The sequence below is a fragment of the Anabaena sp. EIM26 genome (assembly GCF_057568715.1).
Genome location: NZ_CM172472.1, coordinates 2,034,318 through 2,056,399, shown reverse-complemented (window position 1 = coordinate 2,056,399; position 22,082 = coordinate 2,034,318). Strand labels below are relative to the sequence as shown.

Genomic DNA, 22,082 nt, shown 5'->3' with positions numbered 1-22,082 from the left:
TTTGGATTTGCAATTTTAAATGGTTCAATCCAAAATCTAAAATCTAAAATCTAAAATTTTCCTGCCTCCTATTACTGCTTTTTGTACGCAGGTAACTTAGCCAAACGAACTGCTTGTAAGACGGCCTCATCTAAATTTTCTACGACTATCAGCATTTGGGTATCGGGTTTGAGCGTAGCTAAATACTGTCTGGCATTCTCAAAATCAGAACCAGCAAGGCGTACAACTAATCTGGGTAAGGTTCTGGGCTTAATTTTGCTGCCATTAGACAGAAGAGATTGGAGTTCTTTTGGGTCTAATTGTATAAAGTTGGCAATGACTTCTGGCATTTGGGAAACCTGGGGAATAGTTCCCAAAAAGTTAATGAGAATCACTTTAATGGTGTTGTCAGCAGCTAAGATTTTCAGACCTGTTTCTAAGCGATCGCAAAAAGTAGTTAGTGAGGTATCAGTGAGGAAAGAATGTCTTAAGTTTAAAGAAATACCAGGTTTGCCACCCGCATTAGCAACTGCGTCTAAGGTTGTCAACACAGAACCAGTCCCATTGCCTAATATACCGATTTTTCCGTGTATTTCTAACCCATCCCAATCACCGACGATGCTGTTAATCTTGCTACCTCGATGATGGGAGAGCATTTTTGCTGCCATTTGGACTATTTCTGGATGACGTTTAATTGCCCTTTCGTTGACTCTGATTTTGCCATTGAGAGCCATAACTTGCCCAGAAGTGCTGACTGCTAGAGGATTTATCTCTATTAAATCTAGGTCTTTCTGCACAAATAACTGGTACATTTTTTCTACAATATCGCTTACCGATTGCATCAGCGCACCTTGTAAGCCCATTTTCAAGCCTAGTCGTCTGGCATAAAATGGTGAAAATTCCTGTTCTACAACCACATATTGCATTTTATCCCCAGGGGATTCCCAATCAATATCCGGTTCTTTGCAACCTAAAAGCACTGGACGACACAGGGCTGTATCTAAAACAACGGCAAGATACAACTCTTCTTTGGCATCATATTTGGATTCTGCCAGTAAGACTTCGGGCAATTCTCCCCAAATTGGTAAATTAAAGATATTTTGAGCAGCTGCGATCGCATCAATGGTGGTTTCCACAATTCTCACTCCACCAGCTTTGGCTCTTTCATCTGCGTGTACTTGCGACTTTAGTACAATAGGGTAGCGAATTTTTAAGCGTTTTAAATCTGTAGGATGGTCAATTCTCTGGGATGGTAATACGGGAATGCCCATCTTTCCAAACCATTCTTTAACTTGGTATTCCAATAAATCCATTGACACACACCTTGTATTAATAATTCCAAAGCAGGTTTGCAGTGCTGTCTTATAGGTTTTACAGCACCTTGATTGCATAAGCAAGCTTTGGTTGACTAAAAAAATTTATTTGGCACGAATTAATTTTATCGAATTCAGCAAGAGTGGTACATTCATTTCTATAAGCCTAACCGCTGCTATTTGGTTGATGAGAACTAATCCACCCCCTGGATAAACTTGCCAATCTCTAAGAATTACTGAAATATTATTGTATATTTTTCCTTAGATAATTTATACTCGCATTTGGATTGGCTTATTGCTCATCTCGCCGTATAAATATGTAGCATCCCTATTATGCTGTTTTTGGTTACAGATTTAACTCGGGTTGCAAAATTTGGATCGGTGGTTAAAACTATGTATCTGTGTGTAACCAACGCAAGTACTTTATTTCATACGCTCAAAGATAATAAAAACTATAAAACTATATAGAAAATTAGCAATAACACCCTATGAAAGTAGCATTCCAAAAAGAAGATTTACAGCTTCTAGCCAGTATTTTGCAAGAACAATTACTACTGGAAATTACATCTGGCGAAGTCTTACAGGTCAAATGTGCTGTCCAAAATGATGAACTGATGATTTTAACTCAACATCCTTTTGGCGTAGCAATTGATACGAATCAAGTATTAGCGGTACTTGAAGAAGCACTCCATTGGCAATCTCAATATGATTCACAAAGGGTGCAATTTTATATCAGAGTTTCAGGAGAAAAGCTCCCTTACGCCAAACATTCCATAATAGTGAAGGCAAAGGATAGACAGGAATATCAGAAAACTTTTAGTCAAGAAGAAGAAATGGATAGTAGCAGCTATCTAATTTTTCCACCACTTAATCTTCCTGACTCTGCATCTAGTGTACAAGAAGACTATTCAACAGAAACAATACTTAGCTCATCGACTACAGAAGATGATGATGTTTCAGAAGCGGAAAACTACATATTAGATACATCATTCAGTTCAGATACATCATTTAGCTCAGATACATCATTTAGTTCAGATACATCATTTAGCTCAGATACATCATTTAGTTCGGATACATCATTCAGTTCAGATACATCATTCAGTTCAGATACATCATTTGGCTCAGATACATCATTTCTGGATGATAGTGAGAATGAGTCATTAGAAGAAGAAAAGTTTGATCCCTTTGCAGATGGACAAAATTTATCTAAGAGTAGAAACCTATCTCTTCCACCTTTACCCATCCTTGTCGGTGCAGTATTGGGAGTGACAGTAATTTTTGGTGGTGGTGCTTTCTTTTTGACTCGTTCTTGCGTGATTGGTCAGTGTCAAGAATTACAAACTGCCGAGCAATTTAAAAGTGAGTCTGAGCAATTGATGCGTCGTGCTAAATCTGAGCAGGAATTATTAGCAGTGCAACAGAAATTAGATACAGTAATTTCTGATCTAAAAATAATTCCTCAATGGTCACCTCGTCACCAGCAAGCGCAGGAACTGAGTGCAAGTTTTTCTGAACAGTCAACAAAAATTAACCTGGTGGTAAAAGCTTTACAGGCAGGATCTGTAGCAGAGCAAAAAACTAAAACTCCAGCAAATAGCCTAGAAGAACTACGCACCAGACAAAGTTTATGGCGGCAAGCGATCGCACCATTAGAGCCTATCAAACCAGAAAATCAACTCTATGGGCTGGTAAAGGCAAAATTACCAAATTATCAACGCAATTTACAAACATTAAATCAGCAGTTACTCCAGGAAGAAACATGGCTGAAAAAACTAGACACAGCTAAAACCATAGCTGATTCAGCCATCCAACGCGAAACAAAAGCTAAATCAGGTAATGATTGGCAAAGGGTAGAATCTGCTTGGCAAGGGGCTATTAATGCCTTGAAAAGTATCCCTTCAACGAGTACAGGATATCAAGAAGCACAAAACTTGTTGAGGGATTATAAACCAAAATTTATCTTGGCACGCGATCGCTCTAGAAAAGAAATGCGTGCAGCTACACTCTATCAACAAGCTATCAACCTGGGTAATCAAGCCAAAGTCTTTGAGCAAAAAAATCAATGGCAGGCAGCAGTAGCATCTTGGCAACAAGCAGGGCAGACGGCAGGGCAAATTAGCCAAGATAGCTTTAACTACAATCAAGCACAATCTCTAATTCAAGCCTATTCGACTGCTCTAGCAGAGGCACAACAAAAACAGCAACTCTATGGGAATTTAGCCCAAACTCGTGCTGATCTGAGCAGTACCTGTGTTAATGGAATGCGGTTCTGCACTTTTACCATAGATAACCAAGGTATTAGCGTCCGCTTAACCCCAGAATATGACCAAACACTACAAAGTGGTAATCCTGATTTACAAACTCATTTCCAAAGCCTGAGAGAAGCTTTAGGAGTGATTAGTGACAATGCTAACCTGCGTCTAGTTCTCTATAACTCCCAAGGACAGGAAAGATATATGAAGCAGCCTCAATAGATGAGACAGGGCTTCTAGCTGAGGCTAAGAAGCTATTGTTCTTCCAATATTGTCACATTGAATCTCACTATCTTGACTTCGCATAACGGCAGTCATGGACGACAGACTCAGTTTAATTTAACGTGAGTTCGACATAAGATAATTTGTGGAAAACTCGCCACAAGTAGGAGTCTCAAACCCTTATTCTCTCGCCCTTAAAAATCATAACTCCGTTCGGCGAAGCCGTGCCGTAGGCATAGGAGAAACTCCTAACACCGAACTCACGTTGAATTAGCTGAGGTTTTATTGATTTTTTTGATTTGGCGTTGGAGAACGTCTGCACGTCTGTTATCTCCAAGAAAGATATAACCTACTCTAGCTTGGCTAAAATGTTCCAATGCTTTCTTATAGTCATCTATCGCAGCATAGACTTGTCCTAAACTATACTGAGCTAGTGTCCAATCTTCCATATCTTCTAGTCCCTGGACCGAATCAACTGCTTGCAAATAATTGGTTTCTGCAAGACGGATAAGTCCAGTTTGCCAATAGAGATCGCCCAAAGTACGATAAATGAGAGCAGACTGTTTTCCCTGTTGCAACAAAGATTCTAAAATTGCGATCGCATCACCAGTTAAGCTATAAGTCTCAAATGTATTATCTGGTAGTTGATAGGCTTGAATTACAGACTGCGGTAAAACGTAGTTGCTATAAAAATTTGCCAGCGTTAAAGCGTCTGCTTCGTTATTTACAGAACTGGAAGCAATTTTGGCAGTTTCTGATTTTACTGCTTCTGCCTCAGATTTACGCAGGATTCTAAATTCCAGATTGGTAGCTTTTTGCTCAGAATTGTAATTATCCTCCTGAGAGGATTTCCCCGTATTGGTGCGGACGATGATAGAGTAGGGTACACCCGCAGCCAGAGGTTTACCAGCATAAACAAGCTGAGTTTCCTTGGTTTTAGTCTTCCACATTAAGCCTGTTGCACCTGTCACCTCAATGGTGTATTCTGTCACTCCAGAAACTTGATGCCAACGAATTAAGGGAGTATGACTGAGTAGGAGACTATGACGGGGAGTAATTAAATAGGGAATAGCAGCATCAATTCCGCCAAGAGTTCCCTCAGCTTGAGAACCTCTATAATCTCGATTCACCCAGGTAAGACAAACTGAACCCATACCTGATGGTACTCCAGCTTTGACAAGGACAGGCTTACTCCAATCAGGACACCTGACATAAACTTTGACTCCTCTATCTGGCAAGATTTGATCACCTTCATGTAAATCAACAGCTTGACGAACTGGAATCCAATCTGTGCGTTTTTCCCGCTGTATTCTTACCTTACCCGTGCCGGAAATAGAATAAATTTTAGCAGTTTGAGCGATAACCGAAACAGGAAAAAACGCCACCAATGCAACTATAAAAACTGATAATTTAATCATTTAGTCTCCTGGGGTATCAAACGCTTCTGAGCCATTGTTGCCCATTCATCCTGTTCAGGAATGGTAATATTGGCGTATTGGTTGCAAGTTTTCCACTTTAACAAAGCTTCTTTTTTATCACCTTGGGCTTCCATGACTTGGGCTAAAAGACAATAAACATCAGCAATATCATACTTCTCTAACTTGAGAGTAGATTGCAAATCAATGGCTTCTAATAACTTGGCTTCAGCATCTGGATAGTTTTTTTGCATCAATCGCGCCCAACCTAGATTTTTAAGAACAGTATGTTTTATTTTTGAATCTAGAGTTTTATCTGTATATAATTTAATTAGTAGAGAAACTGCCCCTGAATAGTCCTTTTTCAAAATATTCAGCCGTGCTAAATTATTAGTAGCCGCAGGAATTCCTCCTTGAATAGCTAATTGATATTCTGGACGAGCTTTTTCAATTATTTGCATATCTTCGTAAAGATTTCCCAATTGAAAATGTGCTTGGGCATCATCAGCATTTAATTTAATAGCTCGATTAAATTGTTCTTCCGCACTACTCCAATCACCGTTTTTCCGGCTTTCTATCCCTGGATTAGTATAAAAAATTGTAGCAATTTGTGGTAAATATTGGCGAAAACTGAACAATCCCAAAACTACTAATAGAGAACCAATTGCACCTAATTCATGCCAATATTTTTCAGGAATATTAATTGTTTTTAGTAACTGTCTGAGAGATTCTTGACCAATTTTTGTGAGTGCGCCACCAGCAACAAGGAGAGTAAGAACACTTTGGGTACTGACTGCAAAAGCACCAAAAGCATCAGGTACGCCAGTTAGAAAGCGAGGGGCAATGTCACCCATCAAGCCCAAAGAAACCGTCAAACAGGTAACAGAAACCCCGCTACAGAGCCAATCAAAGCGATCGCTCCATTGGGTTTTAGGAACTTCCAGAAACCACCACCAGGCTTGCTCTTTGGGATGAAAACTAGCACGTAAATTAGCAGATTCAATCAAGGGTGCAATAACGTTAACCTGTTTTCTCAACCTTTCATCAAGCTGATTGATTTTTTCTAAGCTTTCACCAGATGGAAGAGGAGAATTTACAGAATTAGCGAGTATCTCTAAGACAGAATTAACCCGATCTCGTGCAATCAAAACTCGGAGAACTTGAGCAGGAGAAAGTTGATTTTTTATAGCAGGTTTAGAATCAACAATTTCAGGAGGAACTTTTGCAGATAGTTCTTCTGGTTGAGAAAGAGGAGTTAATGGTTCAAGAGTCTGAACTACATCCTCAAGAGCAGCATGATATTGTTGGATTGCCTGTTCCAGATTAATATTTGTCATTTCTTTCTTTGCCTCCTCTGCGTCTCTGCGGTTAGATTTTATCTTTAAATTAATCATCTAAAGATGTCTTCTGTACACTTACAACCCATTGCCAATCAAAATAAAAGGAGACCAATAATAAGGATGACTGAGATTACGAGAAATAGGTGCATTTTGTCTACTTTTCCCTGGTGTATAATTTACACTACTTCGCTTCTTACCACTGCTCTGGTTTTTACCTGCAATCATAGTCAATTGTGCTTGACGTAAGGCTGCCGTTTTCGTCATCTTCCCAGTAGCGAGATTTTGATAAAACAGCCGCATTAATTGGCTGGTGCTGGCATCGTTGACTAACCACAGAGAAGCAATTACCGATTTAGCACCACTTCTTAGAAAATAATAACTGATTCCTGATACTTCTATACCTTCTTGATCTTCTCCACCCCGCGCTGTTTCACAGGCTGATAATACCACTAGATGAATTCCACCTAAATCAGTCAGATTCTTGATTTCTGTAATATTTAATTTATTCCCATTTCCCAATAGCAGAAAAGAGTTTTCTGGATTACCAGAGACAAATTGACCGTGGGTGGCAATATGCAAAATGCGATAGTCAATCAAATCTTTAAAAGCATCTTTGGAAAAGTCTTTATTGAGTCGAGACAAACCAGGATAAATACCATTTGGATTACTGGCTGTGCGAATAATGGCGTTAATTTCATCTTTGACATTGGGGAGAGGATTGAAGTTAGGAACTGCATCGGAAAGTCCTAATCCCAATACAGGATCATCCTCGATTTTGGATGAAAGTTTATCATTTGTATTCGTTAATCCCGAAGTTAAAATAGTAGAAGTGTTAAAAGATTCGACTAAATATTTTTTTCCGTCAAACAGCGCCGCCATAGGGATGTAGCGGGTGGAACGGTCAAGAGAAAATACCAAATTCTGAATATTATTAGCGTCTAGTTCTGCTCGTAACGGTGCAATTAGCCATTGATAAAGTTTTTGGCTCACCTGCTGCAATTCTTTTTCGTCCCCTGGTTGTTCTAACAATTGGCGAAACTTCACAACTGTAGTAGCTAATTCTTTGCGACTAACAACTACGAGTTTGCTGTTAAATACAACTCCCTGTTTACCAGCTTGAGTTCCCCAAACTAGCCAAAGTTTGTCATCTAAAACTAAGGGATAGATTAACACCGTCTTGGGTTGGGCTGTAACCACCTTTTGGGCTGCAACCGTGAGTTCTTCCTGTGCTAGTTGAGCAGGATCTTTACCCCGTTGTTGCCTTGCTATAGCTAAAAGCCGGTCTACTTCCTGGTTAAATTTCTGATTGGCAGTATCTCGTAAATTGCGTAATTGGTCGCGTTCTGGGCAGTAGGGGGGTTTACGTTCGCATTCAGTTAGTTTTAGTCCTACGTTAATCACACTGTCATAAGGCGGAACTACGCGGGATTCTGATGGATTGAGGGGACTACCCTGAGTTTCGCCACCTGCTCTAGTATCTCTGGTAAAGTCGCGTAATTCTTGGATTTTTAATAGTTCTAAGACTTGTTGAGCCTCTAGTACCCTTCCTTGGGAAAGAAGTAAATCAGCAAGACTGCGATATGTCTCTGCTACGGTTTGGGTGTAGGATTCTTGTTGCTCACGGGGTAACTTGCGTAAGTCCTGACGGATGTTTTCTCGCACATTGACGGATTGTTTGTAGAAGACAATAGCTAATTCTGGTTGCTGCTGTTTTTGTAATGTTAAGCCAATATTACTGAGAGTAAGACCTTGCCCTTCGATATCGCCGACTTCTCGTAGAATAGCTAAAGACTGCTGATAGAAGTCTATTGCTTTTGGGTATTGCTCCAGGTTAAGGTAAGCATTGCCTAGACTACCCAGGGAGTTAGCTTCACCATTGCGGTCTCCGATTTCTCTAGCAATAGCTAAAGATTGCTGATAGAACTCTATTGCCTTTGGATATTGCTCCAGGGAATAGTAAGCATTGCCCAGACCCATCAGGGAAGATGCAACCCCATTGCGGTCGCCGATTTCTCGTTTAATAGCCAAAGACTGCTGATGGAACTCAATTACCTTTGGGTATTGCCCTAGCTTAAGATAAGTATTGCCCAGATTATACAGGGAATTAGCTTCACCATTGCGGTCTCCGATTTCTCCTGTAATAGCTAAAGATTGCTGAAAGAACTCTATTGCCTTTGGGTATTGCCCTAGCTTAAGATAAGCATTGCCCAGACCCATCAGGGAATTAGCTTCACCATTGCGGTTGCCGATTTCTCGTTTAATAGCCAAAGACTGCTGATAAAAGTCTATTGTCTTTAGGTATTGCCCCAGGTTAAGGTAAGCATTGCCCAGATTATTCAGGGAAGATGCAACCCCATCGCGGTCGCCGATTTCTCTAGCAATAGCCAAAGACTGCTGATGGAACTCAATTGCCTTTGAGTATTGTCCCAGGAAATAGTAAGCATTGCCCAGATTATTCAGGGAAGATGCAACCCCATTGCGGTCGCCAATTTCTCCTGTAATAGCCAAAGACTGCTGATAAAAGTCTATTGCCTTTGGGTATTGTCCCAGGTGAGAGTAAGCAAGTCCCAGATTATTCAGGGAAGATGCAACCCCATTGCGGTCGCCAATTTCTCCTGTAATAGCTAAAGACTGCTGATAGAACTCTATTGCCTTTGGGTATTGTCCCAGGTGAGAGTAAGCATTGCCCAGATTATTCAGGGAAGATGCAACCCCATTGCGGTCGCCAATTTCTCCTGTAATAGCTAAAGACTGCTGATAGAACTCTATTGCCTTTGGGTATGCCCCCAGATCGTTGTGAGCATTGCCCAGATTATTTAGGGAATTGGCTTCCCCATTGCGGTCGCCAATTTCTCTAGCAATAGCCAAAGACTGCTGATAGAACTCTATTGCCTTTGGGTATTGTCCCAGGTGAGAGTAAGCAAGTCCCAGATTCTCCAGGGAACTGGCTTCCCTATTGCGGTCGCCGATTTTTTGTTGAATAGCCAAAGACTGCTGATAGAACTCTATTGCCTTTGGGTATTGCCCCAGGGAATAGTAAACAAGTCCCAAATTCTCCAGGGAAATGGCTTCCTTATTGCGGTCGCCGATTTTTTGATAAATTGCTATTGCTTGTTGTAAAGATTGGATTGCAGCTTGGTATTGACTGCGTTGATATTGCTGTCTTGCTTGCTCTGAAAGCTTATCTGCCTCCGCTTTTCGGTCTTGAGTTGTCTGTGCTTGGGCAGTAGTGGAAAGGGGATAACTGGGAATGGGCAAAAAAGAGGGAATCAGCGTCAGCAGCAGAGGCGACGTGAGCCAGCTAACTAGTCTAAGTCGCAATGACATTACATTTAATATTGAGGTAATTACTGAAGATTTTGCTTTTAATCAATATTGTAATTAGATAAATCTTAGAAGCGCCACTTTTCAATTACTTTGGCATTGCTGAATCAGGTGTGGAAGTAGTTTGCAAATCCGGCTTTTAGAGAACTCCACAAAATGACTTCTGTACACTACTCTACAGCCCATTACCAATCAAAATAAAGGGAGACCAATAATAAGGATGACTTAGATCACGAGAGATAGGTGCATTTTGTCCGCTATTTCCTGGTGTCAATCTCACACTACTCCGCGTCTTACCACTGCTTTGATTTTTACCTCTAATCAAGGCAATTTGAGCCTCGTGGAGGGCTTCAGCTTTAGTCATTTTCCCAGATTTGAGTCGAGCATATAAAGCATCCATGAGGGTTTGAGTACCACCATCACTAACTTCCCACAGAGAAGCAATGGAAGCTCTCACTCCTGTTCGCTGGAGTTGATAACCAAACCCCAAGATTTCCAAACCATTACCCAAATCTCCACCCAACGCAGTTTGACAGGCACTTAGTACCACCAAAGTAACATCGGGTAACTTCCACTCCTCAATCTCTTTTAAGTTAATCCGATTACCATCACCCATGAGAATAAAAGAATTTTCCGGCGCACCTTTGACGAAAACAGCATGAGTTGCCATGTGAACAATGCTGTAGTTCTTAATTTGGGATAAAATGGCATCCCGGTTAAAAGCTTTGTCAAACAGTTTGGTAGTGTTAGGAATTGCTGCACCTAATCCCTCAACTTCTGTCTTAGCAAAGCGTAATCCTTGGAAATTGAAAGTTTGTCCTGCTACCTGAACATTGTAGTTACCTTGTGTAAATGCTCCTGCTAAAACACGAGGATCATGAGTAGATTCAGGCTCAAGTTTGGTCAATGCTAGGGCGGTGAGGTAGTTGATTTGATAGCGTTCCGTCAGCCATTGCTTACCATCGTAAAGTGCAGCCAAGGGAATATAACGCATTTGTCCGTCAGGTGCATAGATGATTGATTGAACATCTGCTTGTTGGAGTTCACTTTCTATTGGCTTAATCAGTTGGCTATAAAGCTTTTGGGCAGTTTCCTTAACCTGAGAATTTGGATCTTGTAAATCTTGACGGAAAGTTTGAATCATTGTTTCTAATTCCGTCCGCTTGATTGCCACAGAACGACGGATTGGTGGTTTACCTGGGGGTAGTAATACCAATTCCAAGCGATCGTCCAACACCAAGGTATAGAATAGGGCGATACGTTTTCCTAACCGATTTAATCGGATTTGCAGTTCTTTATAAGCGGATAAAGTCTGATTTTGTTGTGGAGCGGTTTGTTGTATTTGTTGCGATAAAGCTATCACAGCAGGACTTTTGAGAAACTCGCTCATTTGTTGGTTAGTTTGCGCCTGGATTTTTTCAATTTCCTGAATGCGTTGCTGTTGACTAGGAGTGCGAGTTTGCAATTTGCGGAGGTCGGCTAGTTCAGTACCAAGACGAATAAATGGAGCTTGAATTGCTGTGTAATCTTGGATGATTTTTTGTTCTTCTGGGAATAGTTCAATCTTCTCTTTGTTCTTCTCGTTTTGCACATTACGAACATAGTCCTGTAGTTCTTGAACTTTGAGCAAGTCTAGAACTTGTAAAGCTTCCATGACTCGATTTTTTTCAAGTAGCAGCGATGCTAGACGGCGATAGTCATCTGCTACGGTTTGGGTGTAGGATGCCTGTTGTTCACGGGGTAATTTGCGTAAGTCTTCTCGGATACCTTCTCGGATATTCACAGATTGTTTATAGAAGACAATAGCTAATTCTGGTTGCTGTTGTTTTTCTAGTATTAAGCCAATGTTACCCAAGGTAAGCCCTTGCCCTTCGATATCACCGACTTCTTGTTTAATAGTTAAAGACTGCTGATGGAACTCAATTGCCTTAGCGTGTTGCCCCAGGGAATTGTAAGCATTGCCTAAATTACCTAGAAAAATACCTTCCCCATTGCGATCGCCGATAGCTCGAACAATAGCCAAAGATTGCTGATAGAAATCAATTGCCTTTGGGTATTGCCCCAGTGCAGAGTAAACATTGCCAAGATTACCCAGGGTCAGACCGTCCCCATTGCGATCGCCGATAGTTCGAACAATAGCCAAAGATTGCTGATAGAAATCAATTGCCTTTGGGTATTGCCCCAGTCTAGAGTAAACACTGCTCAGATTACCCAGGGAAATGGCTTCCCCATTGCGGTCGCCGATATCTCGAAAAATAGCCAAAGACTGCTGATAGAAATCAATTGCTTTTGGGTATTGCCCCAGGGAATTGTAAGCACCGCCCAGACCCATCAGGGAATTAGCTTCCCCATAGCGATCGCCAATTTCTCGAAAAATAGCCAAAGATTGCTGATAGAACTCAATTGCCTTTGGGTATTGCCCCAGGGAATTGTAAGCAATGCCCAGATTACCAAGAGAACCAGCTTCCCCATTGCGTTGGCGAAGCCTCTCTTCTGGAGAATCACCGATTTCTCGAAAAATAGCTAAAGATTGCTGATAGAACTCAATTGCCTTTGGATATTGCCCCAAAGAACCGTAAGCATTACCCAGAACCATCAGGGAATTGGCTACCCCATTGCGATCTTTCAGTTGTCTATAAATCGCTAACGCCTGTTGCCAAGATTGGATTGCTGCTTGGTATTGGCTACGTTGAAATTGCTGTATTCCTTGATTTAACAACTTATTTGCTTCTGTTTTGCGGTCTTGACTCGTCTGTGCTTGGGCAGTAGTGGAAAGGAAATAACTGGGAATGGGCAAAAAAGAGGGAATCAACGTCAGCAACAGAGGCGACGTGAGCCAGCTAACTAGTCTGAGTCGCAATGACATTACATTTAATATTGAGGTAATTACTGAAAATTTTGCTCTTAATCAATATTGTATTTAGACAAATTTAGAAGCGCTACTTTTAAATTACTTTTTGGTCAACAATTTCAAACGTAATTGATAAAGCTGCCATCTGTTGAGTATCAAAAAGGCGAATATTTGTTTCTGTTTCACCGCGTCTCCCTTCAGCCAGGTCATCTAATAAACTAGCTATTGCTTCTTCTGCTTTCTCAGCCACCTGACCACTACTTCTTTTTTCGCTCCTTTGTTCCATTACCAATGTCTGTAATGGTTTCAATGCTTTGTGAATTGGTGCTGTACTCGCCACAATCAACACCTCTACAATCCCCAAAGGTTTAACAAAAGACAGCTTTCCTCCGGTTTTCATTTCTGCTTCACTTGGGATTTGAATTGTCTGCCCTGCTGGAACAAGTGCAGCATCTTTACCATCACTCAAAGGAAACAAAATATCAATATCCCCATCTGGACTAAAGATTAATACACCAATATGTAAATCACGATTTTCTTGATTTTCAACAGCTATTTGTACGGGTTTGTTAATCTCAATTTGAGCCAGAGAACCATTTTCAGAACTGATAATTTGCAGATTTTTTGTAGATGAACTTTTATCCCCACGCACAGTAAAAGACTCTGCTAACAAAGCTTGATTATCTGCAACTGTCAACCTAGCCGTCACGTTTAACCGAGATGAATTGGTATTCAGGGTCATTTTCATCAATCGAGCCGCCAGCAATAGTTTAAACTTTGTCTGGAGGCGATTTACTGCATCTTCAATAGTTTCATCTCTCACTCCAAATGAACCAGGAATTGGTTCAAACCCAACCGAGAATAAACCCACACTATTTACATCTGGTAAATCTGCAAATTTTCTGGTTTCCAAATCTTGACGATAAGCTGGCAGCATTCGTCCCAAAATATAATGTACTTCCTGCTCTAACAACGTCACTACTTCAATGCGGGGAATTGATTGTAATGCCTGTTTTGCTGCTTCTGTATCCACTGATTTATCTAAGCCAATCCGTAATTTTAAATCAGCAGGAATTGCCCGAATTTGTTCTTGCAACACCGCTCCAGGAGCAATTTTGACACCTGACTTAGTTTGTAGTAATCCCGTGGCATTCAGGCTAGATCGTGACTCAATTTTTACAGTTCCTTGCAGTTGCCCTTGATTATCTACAATATTAAAGATTGCCCCTTTACCTAAAGCTTCTAAAACTTGTGGTTCTGCACCAGTTAAAAGTAACTTCACAGCATTTCCTTTAACTTCCGTAATCACCGCTTCTGCGGCTAATTTCTGCATAGGAGTAAAATACATCGGTTGTTGTTCATCGTTACTACCAGTTTTTACTTCAAAATCTGGATTTTGTCGGCGAGAATTTGCCATACTTTGCAGAAACTGCTCAGTTTTCCCAGCCGCAGCTATAACAACTTTACCCATGCCCTGATTACTCGTTTGTTGCCACAACTGACGAGTCAAGGAATATGTAAACACACCTGCATTTACATCTTTAGCAAATGTGGCATCAGCCGCTTGCTGATTACGTCCAGCAGCGAAAATAACGGCACCATTAACAATATTTTTTTTGCGTAGTTGAATCCATTCTGCTTGAGATAATTTTAAATCAGTCAGCCAACGTTGCTGATACTCCAATTCTTCTTCACTTGATTTGAGTCTTGTAGTTTGGTTCTCACCCCGCAGTTTCAGAATTTCTGCATCACCAGGACGCGACCTAAAAATTAAATTTCCCCGCACTCCACCACCAGAATAGCAACTATCAAGAATGAAAGTCACATTTTTAGTTTTGCGTCCCAATGCTTCCCGCAATAAAAAGATAGTACCTGCTGTAATATCATCAACTTCTCCACCTTTTTTTGGAAAACCTGGAGGTAAGTCTGCATCAACAGGAACGATAGTTCCATTAAACCCATCATCGAAAACTTTATTTGTGTCAATTACAGTCGAACCATGTCCTGAATAGTGAAAGACAACTACATCATCAGGAGATTTTACCCATTTAATCAAATGTTGCTCAAATTTCTCTAAAATATTTTGGCGTGTTGCCTTTTCATCAGTCAAAATCAGAATATCATCTGGATGAAATCCAAACCGATGTATCAACAATTCTCGCTGAAGATATACATCGTTCACCGTACCTCGCAACTGATACCATATTCCGTACTTTTCTAAGTCTTGGGCATTATTTCCCGGATAGCTGTTGATACCAACAAGTAAGGCGCGTTTGCGGCGAGTATCCTGTGCTAAAACCTGGCCATAATTAAGGGAAGCTTGATGAATGGCAAGTTGATTTACACCCAGAATGGTGAGGGATGCACCGATAGATTGGAGAAACTGACGACGCTTGATGATAGGCATAGTTTCGATACTGTGCAGTTAACGGGACTTAAAGAAAAATCAAGCCCAAATAAAGCCAAAACTGGCTTTATGAGCGGCAAATACGTCACGATTAACAGTCAACCATTCAAAAAAACGAAAAGAAATAGCAGTTCTAAAGGCTTCTAAAGCCTCAGTAAAAGTGTTCAAAGGTTTAGTTGCCCACCTACGCCTCAAACCGCCAGTCAACTGATGCCAAAGAATAAAAGTATAGGCACAAAAGACCAGGATAAAATGTCGTATGAGACTGGTTTTATCTCGGACTTGATATTCTTTCAAGCCTAAAAATCCCTTGGCTTCTCGATAAAAAACCTCTACCCAATTACGTTGAGAATAGGTGTTGACTATCCATTCTGGAGTGACAACAGATGCAGAAACATTGGTAATAAAGTAGTCAACGTCAGTGGCTTGGGAGAAATTATTAGCATTCATGACGATAGCTATACTTCGCTTTCCCTCTAGACGTGATAATTCTACTTCACAAGTTGCCACCCATACCGTTCTGGGCTTATCTAAATTGAGTTTAATTTCGCTAAAAGCCTCTTGGGGTAAAGTCTTTGCCAACTCATCTAGCCTAATTGTTTGTTGCTTATTCTCTTGCTCACCGATTGTGACTTTCCGATTTTTGGCTATTCCTCCTAAATACTTTAATTTCCGATTTTCTAGTTCTAATAGGAATGATGTATTGTTACCATATCCCGCATCTACAATCACTATTCCTGGTTGATATCCTCGCTCTCTAGTTTGGTCTATTAACTTAATTGCTATCTCTGTTTTTTTCTCAAATAGAGGGTCTTGTTTCCCTTCGGGTAATGAATCAGCGTGTTGATATAACTCTATATCTAATGGTAGGCTTTTTCTCCCATCATATAAATGAGTTGTTACCACTACTATTCCATTATCTGTCTTGCCAATTTCTCCAATATATTGTCTTCCCACCCCCTCGGTAAAATTACCACTTTTTCTATGACCTGAGTCATCTATTATCAAGCTGAAACCCCTAGTGATTCTGGTCTGACTACATTTGTTCATTACCTGCAAGCGTCTCTCATTTATCTGGCTCGCAGACCAAGGAGCTTCTGTTAAAAAGTGGTGTAATCTGTGGTAATTTACACCTACAGCGGTTTCTGCCATCTGGAACAGGTTTTTGCGCTCGCTTTCTCCTAATAACCCCCCTAAATAATGTCTAAATTCCCTTTTTTGGGCTTTATGATTAAATAAATCATCAAACCTTTGACACCATTTTTCAAAGCATGGGGGCATGGCTGTGGGTGTTGTCTCTTTCATGGGGGTTAGTTTGATGTGAAAGCTTTGCTATCTCTGCATCATAACCTCTTTTGGTCTCTTTTTTTGCCTAAGTCCCATTAAGAAAAGTAGAATCCTTATGGTAAATCTTTAGTTTTTTAAGTGACTGGACGTACCACACGAATTAGTTTTTTTCGTAATGATGCTTCTGCTGTTACAGCGTCATTAATTCTTGCTGCAAATTGTTCCCAGTTACGATTATTGCTACAAACAACAATTCCAAAGTGGTCATCATCACGACGATGCAAACGGATAAAATCATATTTATTAATAGTTAATATTGCCCGTTCTTGACTGATGGCAAATGCTAATACTTCATCATCAGGTATGCGTTGATCTGCTTTTCCTGCTTCTTGAACTGTTAAAACATCATGCCCTAAATTCCGTAATAATTCCACAACTGGAAAAGGAAACTGCTCATCTGCGTAAAAACGTGCCATTGACTATGCTGCCTCATTACGCTCAATTGCCAATTCGATTTCATCAGCATGAGCTTCTGCATATACCCAAGCATGAGCTAAATCCGTAGCTGAAATGGTGGGATAGCTGGTTAAAAGGTCAACATCACTATATCCAAGTCGTCGAGCTTCTACTAATACCCAGACAGGAATACGAGTATTAGCAATGCAAGCTTCTCCACCACAGACTCTAGGGGTTTTCTCAATTCCTTGCCAATTGCTACCAAGACTTTGAGCAAGTAACTGTATAATCTGGACTTTTTCACTAGGTTTAAGGGCAAGGAGTTGTTGTTCTAACTCTTTGAGTATCATGGATATCAATCCTCTAATGCCTTGTCAGGCTACATTTACAATTTTAATCTGTTGCAGTGCGTCAACTCAAGCTACTCAAGATTTACGATATACTGAAAGCAAAATTTTAAGTAATTACCCTAGTATTAAATGTAATGTCATTGCGACTCAGATTAGTTAGCTGGCTCACGTCACCTCTGCTGCTGACGTTGATTCCGTCCCTGTTGCCCATTCCCAGTTATCTCCTCTCTACTACCGCACAAGCACAAACAACTCAAGACCGCAAAACAGAAGCAGATAAGCTGTTAGAACAAGGAATTCAGCAACTTCAACATAGCCAATACCAAGCGGCTATCAAGTCTTGGGAACAGGCGTTAGCCATTTATCAACAACTCAAAGACCGCCAAGGAGAAGCCGATTCTCTGAATAATCTAGGTGCTGTTTACCATAACCTGGGACAATACCCAAAGGCAATTGAGTTCTATCAGCAATCTTTGGCTATTAGACGAAAAATAGGAAACCGCAATGGGGAAGCCGCTTCTCTGAATAATCTAGGCTTTACTTACTATTTACTGGGGGAATACCCAAAGGCAATAGAGTTCTTTCAGCAGTCTTTGGCTATTAAACGAAAAATAGGAAACCGCAATGGGGAAGCCTATTCCCTGGGTAATCTGGGACTTGTTTACAATTCCCTGGGACAATACCCAAAGGCAATAGAGTTCCATCAGCAGTCTTTGACTATTTTTCAAGAAATAGGAAACCGCTATGAAGAAGCCAATTCCCTGGGTAATCTGGGACTTGTTTACAATTCCCTGGGACAATACCCAAAGGCAATAGAGTTCCATCAGCAGTCTTTGACTATTTTTCGAGAAATAGGAAACCGCAATGGGGAAGCCAATTCCCTGGGTAATCTGGGCGTTGTTTACCATTCCCTGGGGCAGTATCTAAAGGCAATAGAGTTTAATCAGCAGTCTTTGGCTATTTTTCGAGAAATCGGTGATCGTGAAGGGGAGGGTCTGACTCTCAGTGACATTGGCTCAACACTAGAAAAACAGCAGCAACCTGAATTAGCTATTGTCTTCTACAAGCAATCAGTCAATGTGCGAGAAAACATCCGTCAGGACTTACGCAAGCTACCTCGTGAGCAACAAGAATCCTACACCCAAACCGTAGCAGATACCTATCGCAGTTTAGCTGATTTGCTGATTTCCCAAGGACGATTACTAGAAGCCCAACAAGTTCTAGAACTATTAAAAATTCAAGAATTACGTGATTTTACTCGCAATGCTAGAGCAGGTGGTGAAACTTCTGGAATTGCTTTGTCCCGCATTGAAGAAGATATCCTCAAAAAATATGGTACTCTCATCGCCTTTGGACTGAAGCTTTACGAATGTGAGCAGCAAAAATGTAACAGCCTCAGCCAACTGCGTGACCAACTCGATACATTAACTAAAAAATTTAATCAAGATACTAATACTTTTCGGAAAACTCTCCAAGAGCGATTAGCCAAAGATCCCGCACTCCTGGAACCGGAACAAGTCCGCAATACTGCCGCTAAAATCGTGACTGCTGAACCGGACACAATTCTGGTTTATCCCCTAGTTTTAAAAGATAAAATCAGGATTCTACTAGCAACAAGGGCAGGGGAAAAAGGCGTAGTTTTCCGCACTTTTGAAACACCTGTTAACCAACAACAACTCTGGAATAAGGTTTCCCAGTTTAGAACCCAACTAGCTAACCCAAATGATGAAAAAGATTTAAAAGCCACTAGTCAAGAACTCTATAACTGGTTGATTAAACCGCTAGAAGGGGAAATCAAGGATAAAAATGTGCGTCATTTGGTCTTTTCCCTTGACCGTTCCACTCGCTACATCCCAATGGCTGCACTGTTTGATGGTAAACAATATCTGATTGAACGCTATGGAATTTCTACAATTCTCAATGCCGGTTTAACAGATGTGAAAGACCGTTTACCGAGCAAAAAACAGGATATCCAAGTTTTGGCAATGGGTGTTTCTAAAGGTTTTCCGGGATTCAATGCTTTGTCGAATGTGCCGCTAGAATTGGCTAATATTGTGCAGAAATCGGGGAAAGAAAACACAGGCATTTTTCCTGGTTCAGAATATCTCAATGAAAAATTTATTTTTCGGACTTTGCGAGATCATCTTTCTGGTAATAAGGTGTTACATATTGCCACTCACGGTAAGTTTGAATCTGGTCGTCCTGAAAACTCTTTTCTGCTCTCTGGAACTGGTGACAAATTAACTGTTGAGCAGATTCAAACTCTCCAAAACTACATGACAGATACCCATTTAGTGGTGCTTTCTGCCTGTGAAACAGCTTTAGGTGGGGTGGATGCTGATGGGATTGAAATGTCTGGCATTAGTTTCTATTTTCTCACCAATGGAGCTAAGGCGGTGATTGCTTCGCTGTGGCTAGTTAATGATGCCAGCACCAGCCAATTAATGCAGCAGTTTTACCAAAATCTCTCTACTGGGAAGATGACAAAATCCGAAGCCTTGAGAGAAGCTCAAATCGCCATGATTCAAGGTAAGATCCAGAGTAGTAATACTAACCGCAGTAGTGTAAATTATACGCCGGGACGAAGTAGAAATTCTGAATCCATCTCCCGTAACCTCAGTCATCCTTACTATTGGGCCCCTTTTATCTTGATTGGTAATGGTTTGTAGATTTACCTAAGCTTAAATCGTGCTGACTAATAAGTTTAAAGCTTCTAAAGCAGTAGCGATCGCTTCCTTGACTACAGGTAACTGTCGCATCTCTGGACGCAAACCAGCACGACGTACCAACTCCTACTCTTGAAGATACAAGTTTTCTTGACGAAATCTATCTGCTGTCCACTTAACCCTTCTGACCGCAAACTCCTCCCTACTTTCAGCTACTTCAGATAAAACCTTTGTGGTTAATGGCAATCTCTGGAGGTGTCTTTTCACCCAGGCACTGGTAGGATGTTCTAGAGAATTAGCGATCGCAGTTCTACTAATCCAAACGGAAAGTTAGCTTCAATTTATCCGCTTGACACAGCACCGTCTTCACACTCACTCATAAATGCTGTCCTATCTCTTTGAGAGTAAGTGATTGGTCATGCCAAAGAAGTCTTAATGATTCTTCGTTAGCATTTACTAATCTGGTTATTCTAAGCCTGGTAAGGTTAGTTGTAGCGCGTTTGTTTGTGGCTGGGTGGCTGGGATAGGAAGGTTTTCCGCTTTATCTGTAGATTTTGGTTGTGGCTGTTGTGGGTGATTTTCTGCCGATAATGCGGATATTTCTACATCGTTGCAGTCTGAGGATGTGAGTTCTCCACGAAAGGCTCGATGTAGCAGGGTTTGAAATAAATGTTCTGCTTGGCGTTCTGCTTCTCGTTGTTGGCTGCGAAAGCGTTCAAATTTTTGGACTATTTGGGCAAATTTTTCTTGTAGGGGGAGAGGAGGAAGAGGTATAGATTGTTCTGAGAATTCTTCTCGGTTTATTTTAGGAATATTTGTTCTAGATTCAGCTAATTCTGATACTAAATTAGAAAAATAGTTACTTCTAAAAAAATGTAATAGAAAATATTGATTACAGGAAAAAGACTTAATTCTAATTGGATATACATCAGCACTACAAAGACCATGTATTTGAGGAAATGCAACTTTTCTCAACTTTGGTCGAATTTTTGAAAAAAGTATATGTTCAGGGTTAATTAAGAATTTACTACTAATAAGTTTTTCTTGCCCGACTGTTTGTAAATTTAAAATGTTCCCGGTAATAGATTCTATATTTGCAGCACCAATATGTAAAAGGTTACAAAATTCTGGCAGTTTAGGATCTACCATTTCTGCATCAATGGTACATACATCATCAAAAGGAATCAAGTTCCAGTCTTTAGAATTTGTTTCTAAATTACCAAACATTTCCAGAAAGACGGATTGGAGGAAGGTTTCGCTAAGTTGTAGGGAGTAGCGACGGGTTCGACGCAAGCGATCGCATTTTTCCAATATTGCTGCAATTCGCTTTTGTTCTGGTAATGGTGGAACTGCTATTTGTAACTCCTTGACATCAGTAACATTGACTCTCTTAACTGTTGTTCCCATCGAAACTTTTAAAAGTTCTTCTTGACAAAGAGGAGAATTAATATAAGCTGTTAAATAAATTGGATTAATTTTACTGAGATCACACCTTATGATCATTGTTCTCTGACCAATTGCATACTCTCGGTTATCTTTAATATAAGATGCAACCCCAAATGAACCTTCTCTGGCAAAAACAATATCTCCTTGTGCTGGTTTATTTATATCAGTAAGATTTTCGTATTCTTCACGGGAAACATAAACTGTTGTGCCAAAAATAAAAAATCCAGGCACTAAGTCATTTGTTTTAATTAAAGGAATACCTTCAGGAACATAAGTAGGCGTATAATGTTTACAGTCAAATATATTTGTAATTTCTGCTAGTTTTTTCCATTTCCAGCCTAATGGTAGTTGTGAGTTATTCGATTTGATAGCCATCTTATTTGGATAAAAATTTGTAATTTTTCTAATTTTACTGCTATAAAATATGATGAGTCACTTGTTGCACATCATCAAAAATCTTACCATCTACCATCAATAATGCCAGGGAATAAATTCCCTGTCTAAAAGCTCAAGTCCGTTAAAACGGACTAGAATGAGATTACCAAAAAATCGGGTTTAATTGCAAAATAAAATTGCCATTATTCCCCAAAAAAACAATCAAATCAACATCCAAATTATATTCAGTCGGTTTCAACCGACTTCAGCTATGAGACAGGGAATTTATTCCCTGGCATTGATTGGCATTGATTAGCATTGATTGACATTTATTCCCTGGCATTGATTGGCATTGATTAGCATTGATTGACATTTATTCCCTGGCATTGATTGGCATTG

Annotated in this window: 12 protein-coding genes; 2 read left to right on the top strand and 10 right to left on the bottom strand. The window is 40.3% G+C overall.

What is annotated here, in order from left to right:
• Nucleotides 1-71 precede the first annotated feature (71 nt).
• Nucleotides 72-1,292, bottom strand: coding sequence for an ATP-grasp domain-containing protein (locus AC012T_RS08870; RefSeq protein WP_487064927.1), 1,221 nt, complete (start codon nt 1,290-1,292; stop codon nt 72-74).
• 488 nt (nt 1,293-1,780) lie between these two features.
• On the opposite strand from AC012T_RS08870, the gene AC012T_RS08865 reads away from it, so the two are divergent.
• Nucleotides 1,781-3,766 (top strand): hypothetical protein, encoded by a 1,986-nt coding sequence (locus AC012T_RS08865; RefSeq protein ID WP_487064925.1) that lies wholly within the window; start codon nt 1,781-1,783, stop codon nt 3,764-3,766.
• Between the two features lie 260 nt (nt 3,767-4,026).
• On the opposite strand, the gene AC012T_RS08860 is transcribed toward AC012T_RS08865, so the two are convergent.
• The 8 genes from AC012T_RS08860 to AC012T_RS08825 form a co-directional block, all read right to left on the bottom strand.
• The gene (locus AC012T_RS08860) at nt 4,027-5,184 is read right to left on the bottom strand and encodes a tetratricopeptide repeat protein (protein WP_487064923.1); all 1,158 of its coding nucleotides are present in this window, start codon (nt 5,182-5,184) and stop codon (nt 4,027-4,029) included.
• Nucleotides 5,181-6,518 (bottom strand): tetratricopeptide repeat protein, encoded by a 1,338-nt coding sequence (locus tag AC012T_RS08855; RefSeq protein WP_487064921.1) that lies wholly within the window; start codon nt 6,516-6,518, stop codon nt 5,181-5,183. Before AC012T_RS08855 ends, AC012T_RS08860 begins: the two co-directional genes overlap by 4 nt.
• Nucleotides 6,519-6,596: 78 nt before the next feature.
• Nucleotides 6,597-9,848 (bottom strand): CHAT domain-containing protein, encoded by a 3,252-nt coding sequence (locus AC012T_RS08850; protein WP_487064919.1) that lies wholly within the window; start codon nt 9,846-9,848, stop codon nt 6,597-6,599.
• Between the two features lie 172 nt (nt 9,849-10,020).
• Nucleotides 10,021-12,711, bottom strand: a complete 2,691-nt coding sequence (locus AC012T_RS08845) for a CHAT domain-containing protein (RefSeq protein WP_487064917.1) — start codon at nt 12,709-12,711, stop codon at nt 10,021-10,023.
• 79 nt (nt 12,712-12,790) lie between these two features.
• A complete protein-coding gene (locus AC012T_RS08840; protein ID WP_487064915.1) occupies nt 12,791-15,103 on the bottom strand; it encodes a caspase family protein in 2,313 nt (770 codons plus the stop codon).
• 39 nt (nt 15,104-15,142) lie between these two features.
• Complete coding sequence (locus tag AC012T_RS08835) at nt 15,143-16,408, bottom strand: IS701 family transposase (protein ID WP_487064913.1); 1,266 nt, start codon at nt 16,406-16,408, stop codon at nt 15,143-15,145.
• Between the two features lie 116 nt (nt 16,409-16,524).
• Complete coding sequence (locus AC012T_RS08830) at nt 16,525-16,866, bottom strand: DUF5615 family PIN-like protein (RefSeq protein WP_487064911.1); 342 nt, start codon at nt 16,864-16,866, stop codon at nt 16,525-16,527.
• A 3-nt stretch (nt 16,867-16,869) separates the two neighbouring features.
• The gene (locus tag AC012T_RS08825; RefSeq protein ID WP_487064909.1) at nt 16,870-17,196 is read right to left on the bottom strand and encodes a DUF433 domain-containing protein; all 327 of its coding nucleotides are present in this window, start codon (nt 17,194-17,196) and stop codon (nt 16,870-16,872) included.
• A 134-nt stretch (nt 17,197-17,330) separates the two neighbouring features.
• Here AC012T_RS08825 and AC012T_RS08820 point away from each other — a divergent pair, with 134 nt between their 5' ends.
• Nucleotides 17,331-19,865 carry a CHAT domain-containing protein gene (locus AC012T_RS08820; protein WP_487064907.1) on the top strand — a complete coding sequence of 845 codons (2,535 nt, stop codon included), beginning with the start codon at nt 17,331-17,333 and terminating at the stop codon, nt 19,863-19,865.
• Between the two features lie 462 nt (nt 19,866-20,327).
• On the opposite strand, the gene AC012T_RS08815 is transcribed toward AC012T_RS08820, so the two are convergent.
• A complete protein-coding gene (locus tag AC012T_RS08815) occupies nt 20,328-21,683 on the bottom strand; it encodes a restriction endonuclease subunit S (RefSeq protein ID WP_487064905.1) in 1,356 nt (451 codons plus the stop codon).
• Nucleotides 21,684-22,082 lie beyond the last annotated feature (399 nt).

Excerpts from the sequence above, each read along its gene's own strand:
- AC012T_RS08870 (WP_487064927.1), bottom strand. The coding sequence starts at position 1,292 with ATGGATTTATTGGAATACCAAGTTAAAGAATGGTTTGGAAAGATGGGC.
- AC012T_RS08865 (WP_487064925.1), top strand. The coding sequence starts at position 1,781 with ATGAAAGTAGCATTCCAAAAAGAAGATTTACAGCTTCTAGCCAGTATT.
- AC012T_RS08860 (WP_487064923.1), bottom strand. The coding sequence starts at position 5,184 with ATGATTAAATTATCAGTTTTTATAGTTGCATTGGTGGCGTTTTTTCCT.
- AC012T_RS08855 (WP_487064921.1), bottom strand. The coding sequence starts at position 6,518 with ATGACAAATATTAATCTGGAACAGGCAATCCAACAATATCATGCTGCT.
- AC012T_RS08850 (WP_487064919.1), bottom strand. The coding sequence starts at position 9,848 with ATGTCATTGCGACTTAGACTAGTTAGCTGGCTCACGTCGCCTCTGCTG.
- AC012T_RS08845 (WP_487064917.1), bottom strand. The coding sequence starts at position 12,711 with ATGTCATTGCGACTCAGACTAGTTAGCTGGCTCACGTCGCCTCTGTTG.
- AC012T_RS08840 (WP_487064915.1), bottom strand. The coding sequence starts at position 15,103 with ATGCCTATCATCAAGCGTCGTCAGTTTCTCCAATCTATCGGTGCATCC.
- AC012T_RS08835 (WP_487064913.1), bottom strand. The coding sequence starts at position 16,408 with ATGAAAGAGACAACACCCACAGCCATGCCCCCATGCTTTGAAAAATGG.
- AC012T_RS08830 (WP_487064911.1), bottom strand. The coding sequence starts at position 16,866 with ATGGCACGTTTTTACGCAGATGAGCAGTTTCCTTTTCCAGTTGTGGAA.
- AC012T_RS08825 (WP_487064909.1), bottom strand. The coding sequence starts at position 17,196 with ATGATACTCAAAGAGTTAGAACAACAACTCCTTGCCCTTAAACCTAGT.
- AC012T_RS08820 (WP_487064907.1), top strand. The coding sequence starts at position 17,331 with ATGTCATTGCGACTCAGATTAGTTAGCTGGCTCACGTCACCTCTGCTG.
- AC012T_RS08815 (WP_487064905.1), bottom strand. The coding sequence starts at position 21,683 with ATGGCTATCAAATCGAATAACTCACAACTACCATTAGGCTGGAAATGG.